The sequence below is a fragment of the Streptomyces sp. NPDC030838 genome (assembly GCF_055572035.1).
In genome coordinates, this window is sequence record NZ_JBVIED010000002.1 from 131,301 (window position 1) to 147,207 (window position 15,907).

Genomic DNA, 15,907 nt, shown 5'->3' on the forward strand with positions numbered 1-15,907 from the left:
CCCGGCGGACCAGTCCCGGCATCCCCCTTGCGGGCGACACCGACACATCGGCGCCCGCTTGACGCGGGCCGGCCGGGAAGAAAGAGGAGGTCAGGTGGGGCGCCGCACAGCCCCCTCCACTGCGCGGTGCCACCCGCGCAGCTTTGCTGGCGCGAATTACCTTGGTCTGAACTTACGTGAGGGGTGGGGGTGAAAGGAGCCGTTTCCGATAACAATGTGAAAACATTGTGCATAAGGCGGTCAGTGAGGCGGAAGTGACTGCCGCCCGCGGCAGGCTCCGGTCCTTGAGCTAGCCGGGCTTCCGGGCATCGAACAGATGCCGGGTGCTGTGGGCGACGAACGGCCCCTCGACCTGGATCCGCTCGTGCAGAGCGCGCAGCTCCGGCTCGTACGCCTCCACGGTGAACCCGGGCACCATCCAGACCACCTTCCGCAGAAAGTGAACGACGGCGGCGATGTCGTGGAACTCCATCCGCAGCCGCTCCGCGCGCAGCTCCACGACCTCCAGCCCCGCCGCCTCGGCACCGGCCCGCTCCCGCTCCGGATCACGCCCCCGGCGGACCTCCTCCGGCTGCGCCCCCAGGAAGTACTCGACGAGCTCGAAGGCACTGCTCGGCCCGACGTGCTGGGCGAAGTACGTACCGCCGGGCCGGAGTACCCGGGCGATCTCGTCCCAGCGCGGCACCACCGGATGCCGGCTGACGACCAGGTCGAAGGCGCCGTCCGCGAAGGGCAGCGGCGCGTCCTCGGGCACGGCCACGACCGGCACCCCGCGCGGCCGGAGCAGGGCGGTGGCCTTGGCGACGTTGGGCGGCCAGCCCTCGGTGGCGACGGCGAGGACGGGGGCGGTCGTGGCCCGCCCCAGCGCGAAGTCCAGCACCTCCCCTCCCCCGGTCTGGATGTCGAGTACGGCACTCGCCGCGTCGAGCCGCCCGGCCAGCGACTCGGCGTACCGCCAGGAGGGCCGCGCCTCGGTGGCCCGGCCCTCGAACCAGGAGAAGTCCCAGCCCTCGGTGGGGACGGAGGCGCCTTCGGCGATCAGTTCCTCGAAGGTGGGAGCGGGGTGAGATTCCATGATCGTCTCGCTTACGTCCATTCAGGGCACCGGTCAGTACGTCTAGTACGTCCGCATTTCAGGTCACGAGCGGCCGCACCCGCTCCGCCGCGAACCGGACGAACCCCTCGGGGTCGGGCTCGTCGGCGGTCGGCTGGAGTACGACCGTGTCGGCACCGGCGTCGACGAGCCGCCGCACGGCCTTGGCGACGTCCGCCGCGTCGCCCGCGACCCCCAGGTCGGCAACGCCGGCGAGGCCCTCGGCGGTCAGCTCGGCACGCAGCCGGGCGGCGGCGTCGGGACCGGTCGCGGTCAGCAGATAGACGACGACGCGATGAGGCTCGTCGAGACGGCCGGCCGCCGCGCGCCCCTCGTCGACGAGCCGCCGGGCCCGGCGTACCCCGTCCGGCGGCGTGGCCGCGGTCAGGATGGTCCCGTCGGCGGCCTCCCCCGACAGCCGCAGCGAGCGCGGCCCGGTGACGCCGGCGAGCACCTCGACCGGGTTCTGCGGCGGCCAGTCGAGAGCGACGTCGTCCAGCTTCACGTACCGCCCCTCGGTGCTGACCCGCTCCCCGCCCAGCAGGGCCCGCAGCGCGAGCAGATACTCCCGCAGCAGGGTCACCGGCGACTCGACCCGCGCCCCGACCTGCCCCATCCAGTCCTGCACCCCGTGCCCCACGCCCACGATCGCGCGGCCGGGGAACATCCGGTGCAGGGATGCCGCCTCCATGGCGGTGATGGCGACGTTCCGCAACGGCACGGGCAGCAGCCCCACCCCCACCTTCAGCCGTTCGGTCCAGGCGAGCGCGGCCGAGGCCGTCGAAATCCCGCCCTCCAGGAAGCAGTCCTCCCACAGCCACAGCTCGTCGAGCCCGGTGTCGTCGGCGAGGCGCGCGAGGGCACGCAGTCGCTCGGGCGGAAGTTGCGGACGGAACACAGCGCCGAGTCCAGTCATGAGGACTTCCTAACCGCGGAGGGGGGCAACGAACAACTCCTTTACCGCGTGGCCCCGTTGACGATCGCGTATCGCATCAGCACCACCCCGTTGCCGAAGGTACGACTCTCCAGAAGCCGTAGCTCGGTCAAGGACGAGTCCTGCGAGCCCCGAGGGAACAGGGGCGTACCGCGCCCGACGAGGACAGGATGAACGTAGAGACGAATCTCGTCGACCAGCCCGTACCGGAGAAACGCCTCGGCGATCCGCGCCCCGCCGAGCACGAGATCGCCACCGGGCTGCTCCTTCAGCGCGCGGACCTCCTCCGGGACGACCTCCCGCACGACGGTGGTGTTCCACCCGACGTCCGCGTCCCGCAGGGTGCGCGAGTACACGATCTTCGGCGTGTCCCGCCAGATCCCGGCGAACTCCACGACCGGCGGACTGGCCTGGGCATCCTGGTCCGCCGTCGGCCAGTACCCGGCCATCAGCTGGTACACGACCCGGCCGGAGAGGAAGCCGCCCATCTCTCGCAGGGTGTCGTTGATGTACTGATGCAGTTCGTCGTCGACGCGGTGCCAGCTGATGTCGTGGCCGGGGCCTTCCATGTATCCGTCGAGGGAGACGGACATGTGGAGCACGATCTTGCGCATGATGACAGTCTGATCCACCGGAGCTTGCCGAACCGGGAGGTGGCCGCGGATGGGGCGGCGGTGGCGTGACGGGCGGGGAACGCTGGTGGTGCACGGGGCCGGGGGCGAGGTGCGTGTACCCCTCGAACTCGCGACGTCCTACCGGGCCCGCACGAGAGGCCTGCTGGGCCGGGACACGGTGGACGGCGCGATGCTCCTGTCCCCCGCCGGAAGCATCCATACCTTCGGCATGCGGATCCCCATCGACGTCGCCTACCTGGACCGCCGACTGAGGGTCATCGCCGTACGCACGATGCGACCGGGGCGGCTGGGACGGCCACGGCTACGGGCTCGGCATGTGGTGGAGGCAGGGGCGGGGGTCATGGCGGGGTGGGGGTTGGGGGTGGGGGTGCGGGTGTCGGTGGAGGGGGATGGAGCCAGCTGACCGGTCTGTCCTCAGTGGGACCCATCACGGTTGTACGGGCCGCCGCCCTGCGCTGTTCCGCTCGGCCCGGACTGGGTGAACTCCCAGCCACCGTAGGGAGTCTGCTGCATGGGCATACCGGGCGGCGGAGGCGGGGTGGCCTGGCGGCGGCGCCTGCGGGTGACTGCGACTGCTGCGGCGACGGCTGCGAGCAGGGCGGCCGCGCCGACGCTCAGCGCGATCCACAGGGTGCTGTTGCCGGAGTCCTCTGCTTCCGAGGCGTTCGACTTCTGGCCGTCGTCCTGCGCCGCCGCGCCCGGCTCCGTCGATGCGGGGGCGCTGGCTGCCGGGGACTTCGAGGAATCCGCTGCCTTCAGATCGGGCAGCGGGTAGACGTCCGCCGGGCCCGGGTTGCCGGGGTTCTGGAGGGCGATGCGGGGGCGGACGATGCCGTAGCCGATGGAGTCGTTGCGCTTGGCGCCGTCTGTGGGGGCGCCGAGGGTGTTCAGCATGACGCGGAGGACCTGGTTGTTGGTCCAGGTGGGGTGCTTGGACCAGATTAGGGCGGCGCTGGCGGAGGCTAGGGCGGTGGCGTCGCTGGTGCCCTTGGTCTTGCACAGGCCTGTCTTGCCTCCGCAGGCGGCAACCATGTCTTCGCCTGGGGCGGCCATGTCAACCTGAGGGCCATACCCCGAGAAGGCACTGCGCCGTAGGTTCTTGCCTACCGAGGCAACGCCTACGACTCCGGGAGTTGCAGCAGGGTAGTAGACCGGGTTGCCATCGTTGGCGTCGTTACCTACACCGGCAAAGACCAACGATCCATGACTCAGTGCGTATTTCACCGCTGCCGCCAAGTCCGCACCGGCGTACTTAGTGCCCATGGAAATGTTGATTACCTTGGCACCGTGATCCACTGCATAGCGGATGCCTTTGATGAAATCACCCTCGCCCAAGAAGGCGGTTGCAGAAGTGTGCTTCGGTACACGGATCGGCAGGATCTTCGCACCTGGCGCGAGGCCGAAGGCTCCATTTCCACCTCCGTAAGCTCCTGTTCCAGCGATGAGCCCAGCCATAGCAGTGCCGTGGCCGTCGTAATCCGTGTGCTCGTCCCCGGGCTGGGTCGACTTCGCCAAGTCAAGGCCGTCGAGCACCTGTCCCTGCAGATCAGGGTTGGTCGGGTCGACTCCCGTATCGACCACCGCCACAGTGACACCTTTGCCGGTACTGACACGCCACATCTCTTCGGCGTGCATGGCGTCCAAGTGCCACTGGAGAGACCGAGTGGAGTCAGCGTGAGCAGGAGCCGCTACACCACCCACCAACAGAAGGCCTGTGACCGCTGAGGCGACCGCCCTGAGCCGGCCGTGCCGTGTCCTGAAGGTGGGCATGTGTATCCCTTCGCGCGCTCTGTGCGTTAGTCGATGGCCGACGGGGTCTGGTTGCGTCGATCCAGGGGCTGCTGCTTCTTGCCCTGCTGTGTGCTGTTGGACTGCCCGGCGACGCGACGCACGCTGCCGTGGTTACTGTCGTCGTTCGAAGTACCGCCAGCGATACCTCCTCGCGTCGGCGCCGACGGCACCGGAGCACCAGGGCGAGTAGAGGCGCGGCCGATCTGTTGCGGCGCACCGCCTACTACGCCACTTTGCGGCGTTGACAGGGGACGCCCGGTGTTCTCGTTTCTACGGCTGGCGGCGGACTCGCCGCCGACGACCGTCCCACCAGGCAGGCGACCCGTGCCCGCAGCAGGCGTCCCAGTCTGGCGTCCCCCGGCGATTCCTTGGCTAATGGGCTGTCCGCTGGTCGTGCCGGGGCTTATCGTCCGTCCGCCCGTGGCACCGGGGCCGGTGAACTGTCCACCCGTCACGCCAGGGCCCGTCGGACGTCCACCCGTGACTCCCGGAGCGCTCGCACGCCCACCCGTCACGCCAGGACCAATAGGACGTCCCCCCGTCACGCCGGGCCCCGTCGGACGCCCACCCGTAACTCCCGCACCCGTCGTGGGGCGACCCGTGAGCCCGCTGGTACTGGGGCGCCCGGCTGTGCCGCTGGCGGAGGGAAGATTGCGCCCCTGGTTCTGGCCGGGAAGTGTCCTCCCCGTCTGCGCCCCAGAGGTTGGCGCATGCGGAAATTGGCCGCTGCCGGCAATGCCACGACCGCGCTGCGTCCCAGGGGTCCCAGGGGTCCCTTGAGAGGGCGCGAACGGCAGGCGTGCCCCTGGACTCTGCCTTCCCCCTCCACCAGACACGGTGGGCATACCTCCACTGCGACCAGACATTGGCGGGATCATTCCGGTTGCAGACGGCGGCAGGCCCGTTTCGGGGTGGTTCGGCAGGGCCGGACCTGTAGACGGCCCCGGTCCCGTGATAGGGCGATGCGTCTCGGGAAGCGTGTTGACCGAGTCAATGGCGACGTGCGTGGGGCGGTCCACGTCCAGCGGCCGGTGTGTCTCAGGCAGCACTCGGCTAACGGATCCCGAGTCGACCGAGTGGCTGGGCGCTGCATCGTGCCCGGCCACCGCGCCTACAGATCGGCCGACTTCAGATGCTGCGCCGCCACTGCGCGCGCCACCAGAACCTTCCACTCCTGGGCGGGCCAGATCCTCAGACGGTTCGACAGTGATCCCGCTAGGCGGCGGCGGGAACTTAGGCCGCTCCAGCTTGTCCATCTGCGTCGACGACAGGTCATACGCCTGCGCCAGCTTCCGCATCTCGGCCGCCGCCTCCTGGCGGACCTTCTCCTTCTGCGCCTTCAGCGCCGCGAGCTCGGCGGCGGACTTGGCGGCGACCGCGCCCGCGTCGGGGTCGTTGTGGTGGGCCTGGGCCGCCGCGAGATTGGCCGAGGCGCCCGCCTCGTCGCGCGGGATGGCCGCCTGGGCGGTGGCGATCGCGCCGGAGGCCTGGGAGAGCCACTTGCCGGATTCGCCACTGAAGTCGGCGAGACGGAGGGCGGAGTTGGCGAGGTCGCCGGCCCAGGTGCGGAAGGCGTCCGCGCCCTCGCCCTTCCACTCCACCCACTGCGGGCGGTACTTCAGCTCTTCCGCGATCTTGCGGATCTCCTCCGCAGCGGTGACCAGCTTCTGGGCGGCGGCCTGGACCGTCCCGCTGTCAGCCTGGTCCAGCCACGCGAGCATCTGCTGGTGGCTCATGCCCTCGAAGGGCGTGCCGCCACCGGATCCCTTGCCTGCCATCAGCCGTCTCCCCGTTCTCGTACCGTGCCCGTCACCGTCTGGCTCAGATCGTGCCGCCGGCGTCGCCGCTGGGCGGCTTCTGGCCGCCGGTTTCGTTGCTGCCGCCCGTGGCGCCGTGGTGCTTCGCGCGCTCCGGGTCGTACGGTCCGCCGTAGTGCTCCGTCGTCTCAGCGGTGATCGCGGCCATGCGGTTACGGACGTCCAGGTCGATGTTCTCGTAGCCCTTGTGGGAGGCCAGGACCGCGATGGACATGGCCTCCATGCAGTCCGAGAGCAGCTTGGAGAAGCTCTCCAGGTCGGTGATGACCTTCTCGTACGACGTGTGCAGGCCCGCCGCCTCGGTCCAGGATCCTTCGCCACCGCCGAACTGCCGGCGTGCGAGCTGCTCCTGACCCACCTTGGTGGGGCCGGCCTGCGACTCCTTCAGGTCGCGGATGAGTTCGTCGACTCGCTGCCGGAACTTCGTGAACGACGACAGCTCGGTGGACAGGTCCTGGATCGCGTCCCTCGCCGTGTCGAACACGCCGGACAGCCAGGACGAACCCGTCGCGCCCGTCGAACCGCCACTGTCGCTCGGCAGCATCTGGTGCCTCCCCGTTCCCCGTTCGGCCTCCGGATCAGACAAGGCCGCACTCACTACTTTAGTGATCGGCTGTGACAGCCGGTTCGGAGAATGCGTCACAGGGTGGGCATTTGGCCACCGCGCTACGGCCCCTCAGACGATCGCGGTCCTGAGGCACCGAACCTGGACCGATTGCCACTGGAGTTGGACCGGCCAGGCGAAAACTCGAATACCGGATCCATCGTGTCCCGGCGCCTCGCGATCGTCGACATGGTCCCACAGACACGTCTTAACCTGACCCCCATGCCCACCGCTGTGCACGCACCGGCCCATTGCCCCTGACCCCGGCCGCCGTGGCAAAGTTCCTGACCCTGCCGCAGCAACCGACGGCTGCCGGCGACTACGGTGCGCTCGACGCTGTTCTGCGTGCCGGGGCTGGAATTGGGAACACGAATGCCTGACGGACTCCTACCGCACGGGCTTCGGGCATCCGTTGTGCACCGAGGGCGACACCCCTTTCGGGGATCCGACAGCGCGACGTTTCCTGGTGTTCGGGGAGCTGTATCCCTTGGACCCGGACGACGAGGACCTCGACAACATGCCCTGGCTGGGCGAACTCGTGGACGACTGGGGCCAGGCCCCTGGCTGGACCGTCCGACGCCCGTCCACGGTGGAGGCGTGCATCGAGGTGCTCGACCGGGCCGCGGACGCCGTCGCTGCCCATCTCGGGGCCGCTCCGGAGCGGACGGTCACCAGCGACGCGGCCGTAGTGACGGGCCCGCCAATGCTTCACCGGATCTGGCGCACGGCCACGCAGGCCGTGATCGTGGGGCCACATGCGGACAACGGCCCGTACGGCTACCTCACCCATCTGCAACTCGCTGCTTCTCCCCTCAGCCTGACCCCCGAGTTGCCGGCCGCAGGCGACACGGCGGGACTGGACCGCTGGATCGAGGCGCACGTCGACTGGTGATACTCCGCCGGCGGTCAAGGCACGAAGTCCGGCCGGGCAGCCCTTCGCCCCGCGCAGGCGGTCTCCGCCGGTCCAACTTCGGTGACACACAGTCCAGGAGCCGGCGGGCTCGGCGGTTCCATGAGATCGTCGAGGAGCGGTATCAGGCCAGTCGCACGGGGCGACAGGACTCGTAGGCTCCTCTTGCGGGCGATGCAGTGGGCCTGAAGCGGACGTGGAGGCGGAGCGATGGGCTCACGAGCCCCGCAACTCACCGCATCAGCGATTCAGGTCCATGACACCGACCCCAAGTCCGCCATAGGCATCCGGAGCGACGGTCGCCACGAGTCCCCCTTCGGGGAGCATCGGGTTCGGCCGGGCCACGTGCACGGCAGCCGCAACGCCGTAGGCGACTCCGGTGCTCTGCAACTCGGCGACGGTCACAGCCATCCCGTAGTCGTCGTCGACGACGTGGAACGCGTCCAGCAGCATGCCCACGTGGGCCACTGTCCCCGTGCGTTCCCGCTCGGCCTCCAGGAGACTGAGGACGGGCACCCACAGACGTACGTCGTGACTGGCCGCGGCGGCGTGGATGAGACCCGACACCTGCTTGTTTCCGCCCATCGCCAGCAGGGTCGGACTGTCGAGAACGTAATGCTCGATGAAGTTCAACGGGATGACTCCGCATCCGCGAGAGCGGCACGATACGCGGCGGTCGCGTCCCTCATCTTGCGCCGCATCTCCGCAGACTCCTCATCCGTGACGTAGTGCCCGAACCTTTCGGAAAGCAGGGCACGAATGCGCTCGGCCCGCTCCTTGATCTGCTCGGGGGTGAGAGTCTGGGCCGCTATCTCCTGCATAAGGGCACGCAGACTGGTCCCGCGCGCCTCCGCGACGGCGGCCAGCTGATCGCGAACTTCGGCAGGCACTCGGATCATGACGTCACCCATGAGACGTAGTATACGTCACGTATACGCCCGACGTGCGAGCGCGGCGGCGCCGCTGTCGTCGTCACCAGCGCCGCAGCGTCGTCGCGGATCTCAAGCTCTGGCCGGAACGGGGCTGCTCGCGCACGAGGGGCCCGTGCGGGGCAGGCCCGTCCCGGCAGCGTCCCCGCTGATCAGCGACCTTGTTCCACATACTCCTTGAAGTGCTCCAGGTCACTGCGGACCAGGCGCTCGATCGCGCTCGCCTGGGCGAAGCCCTTCGGGCCGCCGAAGGCATCCCTGACCGTGGTTGGGTCGTACTCGACGCGGGCCTGGACGCGGGTGTGGTCGCGGTCGATCGGGCTCAGGGAGAAGGATCCGGACAGTTCCGGGGCGCCTGTGGTGTGCCACTGCATGACGCGTTCGTCGCTGCCGTCGATCAGCTCCGCCTCACATTCCCGGACCCGGGCACCGGCCTCCAGGTCCAGGTGGGCTCGGCGCTCCGCCTCCACGCGGGCGCCGCGCACGCCCTCCACGAAGCGGGGATAGCTCTCCACCTGGTGAAGGCTGTCCCAGACCTTGCCGACCGGGACCGATACATCGACGTGTGCCTCCAGGGTGCTCATGGCCCACCTCCGGGTTCGGCTCATGACGCATGACCTTCCGGTTCCAGTGTGCGTCCGAGGCGATGCCGTTCGCATGACTGGCCAGGAGCGGCGAAAGGGGACCACGCACATCCTCAGCCACATAGCCCCCTCCTGAACCAGGCTGGGCGTCATTGCGCCGACGAAGTCGAGCGCGATCGTCGACAGCCGGACCCGGTCCGCCGATGCAGGCGCCGCTCTCCTCGTCGAGCCCCGTGAGGAACTGGGCGAACAGCCGCCCACGCCCTGATGGCCGGGCAGTGCCGCGCAAGGAGCCGCCCCGCCTGTCGGTCGGGAACGGGCAGCATGCGCCTCGGGAGCCGGAGGAGCAGAGACAAGGAGACGGCCTGCCTGTGCGGCATGCCGGCTTCGCAGGGCTGAGTTGTCGTGGAGCACCAGGCTGCCGGGTCCGAGGCCGGCCATGCACTGCCCCTCATCCGACGCGGTGACATCCCGGTCGGCCGGCGCATTCCCTCTCACCATGAACTGGAGCAGGAGACCGGCGGAACGGTCAGCCACCGAACCATCAAGTCCACTATCGAGATGCTGCAGGCCGAGGGCATCGTTCAAGGAGTCCAAGGCAAGGGCGTGCTCGTCATCGCGGCACCTGCCGACGCCGTGGAGAGTGACCAGTCCGGCGACTGAGGGAAACGCCGCCAACGATCCCGAATACACCGCAGCAGGTGCGCCACCACAACCCGCAGGGCCCTGGCTCATCCCGGTTGGCGCAGCCGACCGGGATGAGGCGACGATCGGATCCGGGGAGCTCCCGCCTGCCGGTGCCCGCCCGCCTGCCCGCGGAGCATGGTCGCGCAGGTCGGCGGCCGACTTCGAGATCCCGAACAGCGGGGCCAGCTGCCGCAGCGTCAGGTTCGTCCGCCAGTAAGCGGCGCTTCCTCACGCCGCAGCGCAGTGGCCAGCTTGCCGAACTGCCGCGGCCTTAGCCCGGTGAACGGGGCTATCCGGGACGACTCCAACGCAGTGATCACAGCAGCCATACGGGGAGCATCTCAGTTGCCGCGCCCGCCCCATCTCGTCGATCCTGTGTGCTCAACACGCAGGCGGGGAGGGTGCATGGGGCTGGTTCTTTTCCCGGGCGATGGCGACACGACCAGTCCTGATGTTGCCTGGTCCTGCAGCGGCTTTGCTGCCTTCCGGCGGCGCCTGGCCCAGGCCGAGGGGTTCACTCTCTCCGAGATGTGGGGCTTTGGCGGCGAACGGCTGTGGCGCGAGGTGTCCACCGTGCTGGAGCCACTCCTCAATCATCCGGACGTCGGCGGTGACGACCTCTCGCCCGCCGACTGCGCGGCGGTCCTGCCCCGCCTGGAGACCATCACAGATCAGTGGGCACAGGATGGCGACGACACGCTCCTTCACGAGCACATCGAGGATGGCCGCCAGCTGGCGACCGTCCTGCGTGTCTGCATCGAGAAGTACGTACCGCTGTGCTTCGTCTGATCTCTGAACCTACTTACGGGACAGCTCTTGGCTCGACACCATTCGGCTCGATTCCGCACACGGGCCCGAATTCACGGGCTCCGAGGCTCAGCTGTCCAAGTACCGTACCCACCTTCGCGAAACCTCATCCGCAATGTGGCCCGCAAGCTATAAGGGTGACACCCGTGCCGTGCTGGGAAGACCAGTACTGCGGCGAGGGCAACAACTGTCGCGTCACGAGGCACGCCTTCACTCACCGATCGCCAAGTTATCGGGGATCTCTGGCTGATTGGTGCACCGCAGCTCGTCCCGGACCGTCCGGGCCAGCCTAACCGCCAACTCCTCGTGAAACGCTTCCGAGAACTTCGAGGAACTCACGTCTCCGACCCTGGCCTCCAGCAGGACCTGTGCCTGCTGGCCGTTGGAAGCGCCTTTGATGTCGCAGCGGAAGACAACGGATACCTGGGAGGTGTCGGCTACGTAGACATCCGCGCCCACTCGATGCCAGCGCTCAGGGGAGGACTTCACCGCCTTCAACGAGTCCGCGGCCCATGTCACGGTGGAATGGAACTGGGAGTCGCCCGAGAGCCAACAAACGTCGTATTCCTCGAAACCCTCGGTCTCGTCGTAGGGCTCTTGCGCTTCCTTCGTCAGACCTTCCCTGAGTTCGTCAACGGAGATAGGCCTATTGGTGAATTTGAGGTCGTCTGACCCGAGAGTCTCGCGCAGCGACTCCATGTTCTTAGGACCGAAGAGTGCGTCGCATGTCTTGGACTGGATGGGGTACTTCTCGGCTAGGGCCTGTTCGCCCTCGTTCGAACATCCAGTGGACAAAGCAAGTACGCCAGCCACCGCCCCGCACCAGGCCAGCCGCATCACAGCCTTCATGAGAACGACTCCCAGGCATCCTCGACGGCATCCTTGCCGTCTCTGTACGAGCCCTCGATCTGTCCGTTGAGCGTGTCCTTCGCCTGTACGTCCATACCTACGGCATTCGCGTAATTGGAAACGGGCACCCAGGCACCACGCTCACCGACGGCCTCCAGCCCCTGCACCTCTCTAAGAGCCTTCGCGCCGTTCTTTACCTCGTTGTCCTGGAGGTATTCCATCGTGTGGTTGCCGTAGGCAGTGCTGAGCGCCGAGGCGCCCGAGCCGAGCATGACCGGAACGGCGGTGGCAGCGACAAGACCAGCAGCCGGCCCGAGAACCAGGGCCGTACCGCCGGCGGCGGCTGCCGTGAGGGCACCGGACATCAACGTCTTGCGCCACTCCCCTTGCTTTGCCATCTCCAGATTCTGTGCGGTCGAGTCGTCCTTGAAGTCCTCGCGGATTTGATGGGCGCGGGACTCGTCGAGGATGCCGCTCACCTTAGCCGCGTTATTGGCGAAGGAGATTCCGTCAGCTCGGTTGTCTTCCAGAGCCGCGAGCCCACTCCCCGTGAACACCTGTTGAGCGGTAGACAGCGTTCTGTAGCCGTCCTCGTCCGCGGCGACCAGCATCATGAAGTTCCGTGCCTCTTGCTCACCGAAGGACCGACGTGGCCAACCATCGCTGCTGTTCGCGAAGAGCCGACCGCGGTCCAACTCATCGCCTGAGCCGCCGAAGTCCTTGATGGAGTAGTTGAGGTCGTCGATGTACGCCGCACCCATACGGGCCAAACTGTCCTTCATGACCTCGGGTGGGCCGTCTTCGACGGTGGGGTTGTAGCGGAGGACCACCTTCTCCATGATCTCCCACGCCTGCTCGTCCCGATGCAGTTCCGGCGGATCCGCATCCCACGCCGCCCCTGTCGTCGCAGCCTCCAGCGCGTGTCCGAGCGCGTCCGGACCGCCCTCGCGGACGTGCTTCGCCTCGTCGCTGCCGGGGTGGACAAGGCTGTCGGGGGCCCACTCGAAGTCGCTTTTTGTCAGCTCATCGAAGTAGGAGTCGAAGTCGAGCGTGGCGTTCTTGTCGACCGTGCCGTCCTCCTTGTAGACGGTCGGCGTATCGGAGAAGAACTTCTTCGCGGCCTCGGGACTGTGACCAAGGGCTTCGAGGACGCTGGTGAGCGGGTCGTAGCCGGCCCCGGTCTTTCCCGACGGATTGAAGCCCCAGTCCAGGTCGGATCCGCCGGTCATGGGCTTGTTGTCCATGAACCGGTAGGGGTCCTTCTTGTGCAGCTGCACTACGTGTTCGGCGATGGGGTTGATAAACCGGGCGTCGTAGTTGCCGTATCGCAGAATGCCGCCAAGCAGTTGGTAGCCGTACGGGGACTGGCCCGCTCCGGGGTAGAGCTCGACCGGCTGCGTACCCAGCTTGCGGAACTCCGACGCCCAGCTCGCCGGCAGGTGGGACTTGTTGTCGGGGTCCGTGGCAGAAGCCAGGGCCATGCCCAGGTTCCGCTGAAGCTGTCGGGCGAGAGCGAGCCTCTCCTTGTTGTCACCCATCGTGCCATCCAGGGACATACGGCCGTAGAACTCCAGAGCCTCCTTGGGGCCGCCGAGCGACTTGTAGAAGTCGGTGGAGAAGTCCGCGTCCCTGGCGTTGAATCTCAGGATGGAGTTGAGCTCCATGTACTGCTTGTCGCTCATCTCCGGGCCGAGCTTGGCCAGCTCGGCGGCGCGCTCGGCCTGGGCGTCGTCCAGGGACTCGTACGACTTGTGACCAGCGTTGTGCTTGTCGCCACCGTGGCTCTTGGCCAGTGCGCGGGCCAGGGACGCATCGATCTCAGAGGCGTGCGCGACGAGCCGGTTGATACGGTCCTCCAGCTCCTGCTTGGCGTCGAGCTGCTCCTGCGTGCGATCGTCGCTGTCGCCCCTAATATGCGGGAAGAAGCAGCGGACCCTGCCCTCACCGATGTCCTCTACCCGGACCCCGAGGTTCGTGGCGTCCTGCTCGACTGCGGTCCTGATCTTCTTCTGGAGCGAGACGAGTTCCGTGTGGCCGTCGACGAGCACCTTGTGGATGCTCTCGGCTTCAGTGTGCAGGTCCGAGATCTCCTTCGCCGTCTTGGTGACGAAGCCTCGCGTCACCGTGGCGTTCACTCCGGCCCATCGGGCCTTGTCCGACTTGGCCTGCATGCCGGTGCGTGCGTTCTCAGCCGCGGTCTTGAGCGCGTCCACGCCCTTGCCCCAGTCGGAGACCGCGGCGCCGAGCTTGCCAAGGTCGACCTCTACGAGGTCCATGTACCTGAGGGCCACCTGACTGCTCCTACTGGAAGTACTTGCTCAGCTGGGACACGGACAGGGCGGAGCCGTCGCTGCCGAGGAGTACCGCACCGATCTTGGCGTCGTCCGCAGCATGCCGCTTCTTGCTGTAGTCGAGGTGGTTGGAGATGTGGGCGCAGGCCTGGAGTACCGTCTTGAGCTGCGACGTCCAGACGTCAACCGTCCTCTCCAGCGCGGCACCGGTCGCGAAGCCGTGCGACTTCAGGGCGGCGGCAGCCTGGCTCGAGGACCCCACGCCGTCCTTGTTCGTCCCGGCGCCGGCGATGTCCGCACCGGCCTGCAGATCGTCGTACAGGAGGTGTGCGTCGTGACCGACGGCACCGAGGTCGTCCTGATTGACCACCAGGTCACCTCCAGCACCGCCTGCGCCTCTGTCGGCGGGAAGCTGGTTCAGCCGCATCTGAGTGGACCCGCGCTCGACCGCGTCAGCCTTCAGTTGCTCCCACTCGTCCCACGCCACGCCGGTGCCCCTCCCGCCGTACAGCACTGATCGCGCACCTCGCCGAGACTCTAACCTGCTGACGCAGTCCGAAGGCTGGCCCTCAGCGCCAACCGTCCCTTTGACTACGGCAATTGGCGAGATTTGGTCCCGGAGGGCCATCGGCGAAGCCGACGCGGAACGCAGCGGAGTGGAGCGGAGCGCCCTTTACTCGGATCGCGGAAGCACCACGCTGGCAAAGAAGCGGGCGGCCCACGACCACGTCCGAAGCCGGCGGTGCCCTCAGCCCTCCCCTCGCGGGAACGACACCTCCACCCGTCGGTTCTTCTTGCGGCCCTCCTCCGAGGCGTTCGAGGCGATCGGGTAGTCCTCGCCGTAGCCGCGGACCTCGAAGGTGACGCCCGGGTCGTTCAGTTCGGCGTCCAGGATCTCGTGGACGGCGTTCGCCCGCTGCTTGGACAGGACGTCGCCGTGGGCGGAGGAGCCGAGGTTGTCCGTGAAGCCGAAGACTCGGATGCGGGTCGCGTTCTGGGCTTTGATCTCCTGGGCGATCGCCTGGATACGTGCCTTCGACTGTGCGCTGAGCTTCGCGCTGTCCTTGGGGAACAGCACCTCCGCCTGGAGGGCGAACTTCACGTCCGCGTTGGTGTCCTCCCGGCGTTCCTCACCGCTCTCGTCCTCCACGACCTGCTTGATGTCGAGCACTTTCGGCTCGGCCAGGGTGGCGCCCTCCGGAAGCTTGAGGTCCGGGTCGTTGGCGTCCAGTTCCACCGGGGCGGAGGCGGTGGCCTCGGTGCCGGGCGGGACGCTGGGGTTGTCGTCGGCGTGGGCGGTTGTGGCGGTGTAGAGGGTGGTGGTGAGGAGGAGTGTGGTGGTGGCGAGGGCCAGGGGGAGGCGTTGCGTTGGGATCATCGGTGGCCTCACCCGGAGATGGAGATGGGGGCGCTGGCGAATGTGGGGAGTTGGAAGGTGACTTCGGTGGTGCTTGTCGGCGGGGACGGGAACTGCATGAAGACGGCGACGCTCTCGCCGGACCTGATGGTCGACAAGCCGGTGGTCGTCAGGGGGCGGCCGTCCGTGTCGCGCAGTACGTAGTAGCGCTTCTTGCCCTGGGAGTCCACGAGGGTCGCGCCGCCGAGCGACCTGCCGTTTCTGATGATCTCCGTCTCGTTGCCGCTCAATGAGGCGGGGATGGCGATGCTCTTCGCGCCGTCGTTCTTCAGGTTCCCGTTCACGGTGACGAAGCCGCCGGAATCGCGCACGGCAGAGGTGATCTGGAGGAGCAGACCGTTCGAGCCCTTCAGCTCGGCCAGCGGCGTTTCCGCCTGGCCTTCCTGAGCGCTCGGCTGGGATCCACCCTCCTTGGAGGCCGACGCCGAACTGTCCGGCTTCTTGTCCTCGCCGTCTCCGCCGCCGCATCCGGCCACGCCGAGGGCCAGACCGGCCACCACGGACAACGCGGCCATCCCCCTGCGGGCCTTCGCTGTGAACCGAATGCTCATGCCTCTGC

General features: G+C 67.8%; 17 protein-coding genes and 1 pseudogene. 4 read left to right on the top strand and 14 right to left on the bottom strand.

Features of this window, described 5'->3' with window-relative positions; all coding sequences use genetic code 11:
* Nucleotides 1-289: 289 nt before the first annotated feature.
* The 3 genes from ACZ42A_RS07655 to ACZ42A_RS07665 are packed head-to-tail and all read right to left on the bottom strand — an operon-like array spanning nt 290 to nt 2,641.
* Nucleotides 290-1,075, bottom strand: a complete 786-nt coding sequence (locus tag ACZ42A_RS07655) for a class I SAM-dependent methyltransferase (RefSeq protein ID WP_468526266.1) — start codon at nt 1,073-1,075, stop codon at nt 290-292.
* 58 nt (nt 1,076-1,133) lie between these two features.
* The gene (locus ACZ42A_RS07660) at nt 1,134-2,009 is read right to left on the bottom strand and encodes an LLM class flavin-dependent oxidoreductase (protein WP_468526267.1); all 876 of its coding nucleotides are present in this window, start codon (nt 2,007-2,009) and stop codon (nt 1,134-1,136) included.
* A gap of 41 nt (nt 2,010-2,050) precedes the next feature.
* Nucleotides 2,051-2,641 carry a dihydrofolate reductase family protein gene (locus ACZ42A_RS07665; protein WP_468526268.1) on the bottom strand — a complete coding sequence of 197 codons (591 nt, stop codon included), beginning with the start codon at nt 2,639-2,641 and terminating at the stop codon, nt 2,051-2,053.
* Nucleotides 2,642-2,690: 49 nt separating this feature from the next.
* Between ACZ42A_RS07665 and ACZ42A_RS07670 the strand changes: the two genes are divergently transcribed.
* Nucleotides 2,691-3,065 carry a DUF192 domain-containing protein gene (locus ACZ42A_RS07670; RefSeq protein WP_468526269.1) on the top strand — a complete coding sequence of 125 codons (375 nt, stop codon included), beginning with the start codon at nt 2,691-2,693 and terminating at the stop codon, nt 3,063-3,065.
* Between the two features lie 11 nt (nt 3,066-3,076).
* On the opposite strand, the gene mycP is transcribed toward ACZ42A_RS07670, so the two are convergent.
* Nucleotides 3,077-4,297 (bottom strand): type VII secretion-associated serine protease mycosin, encoded by a 1,221-nt coding sequence (mycP, locus tag ACZ42A_RS07675; RefSeq protein ID WP_468526756.1) that lies wholly within the window; start codon nt 4,295-4,297, stop codon nt 3,077-3,079.
* A 1,977-nt stretch (nt 4,298-6,274) separates the two neighbouring features.
* Nucleotides 6,275-6,814 carry a hypothetical protein gene (locus tag ACZ42A_RS07680; protein ID WP_468526270.1) on the bottom strand — a complete coding sequence of 180 codons (540 nt, stop codon included), beginning with the start codon at nt 6,812-6,814 and terminating at the stop codon, nt 6,275-6,277.
* Between the two features lie 547 nt (nt 6,815-7,361).
* Between ACZ42A_RS07680 and ACZ42A_RS07685 the strand changes: the two genes are divergently transcribed.
* Nucleotides 7,362-7,766: a hypothetical protein gene (locus ACZ42A_RS07685; RefSeq protein WP_468526271.1), complete on the top strand. Its 405-nt coding sequence runs from the start codon at nt 7,362-7,364 to the stop codon at nt 7,764-7,766.
* 258 nt (nt 7,767-8,024) lie between these two features.
* Here ACZ42A_RS07685 and ACZ42A_RS07690 read toward each other — a convergent pair whose 3' ends face one another.
* The 3 genes from ACZ42A_RS07690 to ACZ42A_RS07700 all read right to left on the bottom strand — a co-directional run bounded on the left by ACZ42A_RS07690 (nt 8,025) and on the right by ACZ42A_RS07700 (nt 9,297).
* On the bottom strand, nt 8,025-8,417 hold the full coding sequence (locus ACZ42A_RS07690; protein ID WP_468526272.1) for a PIN domain-containing protein: 393 nt from the start codon (nt 8,415-8,417) through the stop codon (nt 8,025-8,027).
* Complete coding sequence (locus ACZ42A_RS07695) at nt 8,414-8,695, bottom strand: Arc family DNA-binding protein (RefSeq protein WP_468526273.1); 282 nt, start codon at nt 8,693-8,695, stop codon at nt 8,414-8,416. Before ACZ42A_RS07695 ends, ACZ42A_RS07690 begins: the two co-directional genes overlap by 4 nt.
* 170 nt (nt 8,696-8,865) lie before the next feature.
* On the bottom strand, nt 8,866-9,297 hold the full coding sequence (locus ACZ42A_RS07700; RefSeq protein ID WP_468526757.1) for an SRPBCC family protein: 432 nt from the start codon (nt 9,295-9,297) through the stop codon (nt 8,866-8,868).
* Between the two features lie 405 nt (nt 9,298-9,702).
* On the opposite strand from ACZ42A_RS07700, the gene ACZ42A_RS07705 reads away from it, so the two are divergent.
* A complete protein-coding gene (locus ACZ42A_RS07705) occupies nt 9,703-9,960 on the top strand; it encodes a GntR family transcriptional regulator (RefSeq protein WP_468526758.1) in 258 nt (85 codons plus the stop codon).
* 174 nt (nt 9,961-10,134) lie between these two features.
* Here the strand turns inward: ACZ42A_RS07705 and ACZ42A_RS07710 are convergent.
* Nucleotides 10,135-10,313: pseudogene (locus ACZ42A_RS07710) on the bottom strand (transposase family protein); the annotation flags it as partial.
* Between the two features lie 76 nt (nt 10,314-10,389).
* Between ACZ42A_RS07710 and ACZ42A_RS07715 the strand changes: the two are divergent.
* Nucleotides 10,390-10,773: a hypothetical protein gene (locus ACZ42A_RS07715; RefSeq protein ID WP_468526274.1), complete on the top strand. Its 384-nt coding sequence runs from the start codon at nt 10,390-10,392 to the stop codon at nt 10,771-10,773.
* A 228-nt stretch (nt 10,774-11,001) separates the two neighbouring features.
* Here ACZ42A_RS07715 and ACZ42A_RS07720 read toward each other — a convergent pair whose 3' ends face one another.
* From ACZ42A_RS07720 to ACZ42A_RS07740, 5 genes are all read right to left on the bottom strand, one after another.
* Nucleotides 11,002-11,640 carry a hypothetical protein gene (locus tag ACZ42A_RS07720; protein WP_468526275.1) on the bottom strand — a complete coding sequence of 213 codons (639 nt, stop codon included), beginning with the start codon at nt 11,638-11,640 and terminating at the stop codon, nt 11,002-11,004.
* Nucleotides 11,637-13,931 (bottom strand): hypothetical protein, encoded by a 2,295-nt coding sequence (locus ACZ42A_RS07725; protein ID WP_468526276.1) that lies wholly within the window; start codon nt 13,929-13,931, stop codon nt 11,637-11,639. Before ACZ42A_RS07725 ends, ACZ42A_RS07720 begins: the two co-directional genes overlap by 4 nt.
* A 10-nt stretch (nt 13,932-13,941) precedes the next feature.
* Nucleotides 13,942-14,301: a hypothetical protein gene (locus ACZ42A_RS07730; RefSeq protein ID WP_468526277.1), complete on the bottom strand. Its 360-nt coding sequence runs from the start codon at nt 14,299-14,301 to the stop codon at nt 13,942-13,944.
* A 378-nt stretch (nt 14,302-14,679) separates the two neighbouring features.
* The gene (locus ACZ42A_RS07735; protein ID WP_468526278.1) at nt 14,680-15,309 is read right to left on the bottom strand and encodes an OmpA family protein; all 630 of its coding nucleotides are present in this window, start codon (nt 15,307-15,309) and stop codon (nt 14,680-14,682) included.
* An 8-nt stretch (nt 15,310-15,317) separates the two neighbouring features.
* The gene (locus ACZ42A_RS07740; RefSeq protein ID WP_468526279.1) at nt 15,318-15,899 is read right to left on the bottom strand and encodes a hypothetical protein; all 582 of its coding nucleotides are present in this window, start codon (nt 15,897-15,899) and stop codon (nt 15,318-15,320) included.
* Between the last annotated feature and the right edge of the window lie 8 nt (nt 15,900-15,907).

Excerpts from the sequence above, each read along its gene's own strand:
- ACZ42A_RS07700 (WP_468526757.1), bottom strand. The coding sequence starts at position 9,297 with ATGAGCACCCTGGAGGCACACGTCGATGTATCGGTCCCGGTCGGCAAG.
- ACZ42A_RS07655 (WP_468526266.1), bottom strand. The coding sequence starts at position 1,075 with ATGGAATCTCACCCCGCTCCCACCTTCGAGGAACTGATCGCCGAAGGC.
- ACZ42A_RS07735 (WP_468526278.1), bottom strand. The coding sequence starts at position 15,309 with ATGATCCCAACGCAACGCCTCCCCCTGGCCCTCGCCACCACCACACTC.
- ACZ42A_RS07695 (WP_468526273.1), bottom strand. The coding sequence starts at position 8,695 with ATGGGTGACGTCATGATCCGAGTGCCTGCCGAAGTTCGCGATCAGCTG.
- ACZ42A_RS07660 (WP_468526267.1), bottom strand. The coding sequence starts at position 2,009 with ATGACTGGACTCGGCGCTGTGTTCCGTCCGCAACTTCCGCCCGAGCGA.
- ACZ42A_RS07670 (WP_468526269.1), top strand. The coding sequence starts at position 2,691 with ATGGGGCGGCGGTGGCGTGACGGGCGGGGAACGCTGGTGGTGCACGGG.
- ACZ42A_RS07680 (WP_468526270.1), bottom strand. The coding sequence starts at position 6,814 with ATGCTGCCGAGCGACAGTGGCGGTTCGACGGGCGCGACGGGTTCGTCC.
- ACZ42A_RS07740 (WP_468526279.1), bottom strand. The coding sequence starts at position 15,899 with ATGAGCATTCGGTTCACAGCGAAGGCCCGCAGGGGGATGGCCGCGTTG.
- ACZ42A_RS07720 (WP_468526275.1), bottom strand. The coding sequence starts at position 11,640 with ATGAAGGCTGTGATGCGGCTGGCCTGGTGCGGGGCGGTGGCTGGCGTA.
- mycP (WP_468526756.1), bottom strand. The coding sequence starts at position 4,297 with ATGCACGCCGAAGAGATGTGGCGTGTCAGTACCGGCAAAGGTGTCACT.
- ACZ42A_RS07715 (WP_468526274.1), top strand. The coding sequence starts at position 10,390 with ATGGGGCTGGTTCTTTTCCCGGGCGATGGCGACACGACCAGTCCTGAT.
- ACZ42A_RS07665 (WP_468526268.1), bottom strand. The coding sequence starts at position 2,641 with ATGCGCAAGATCGTGCTCCACATGTCCGTCTCCCTCGACGGATACATG.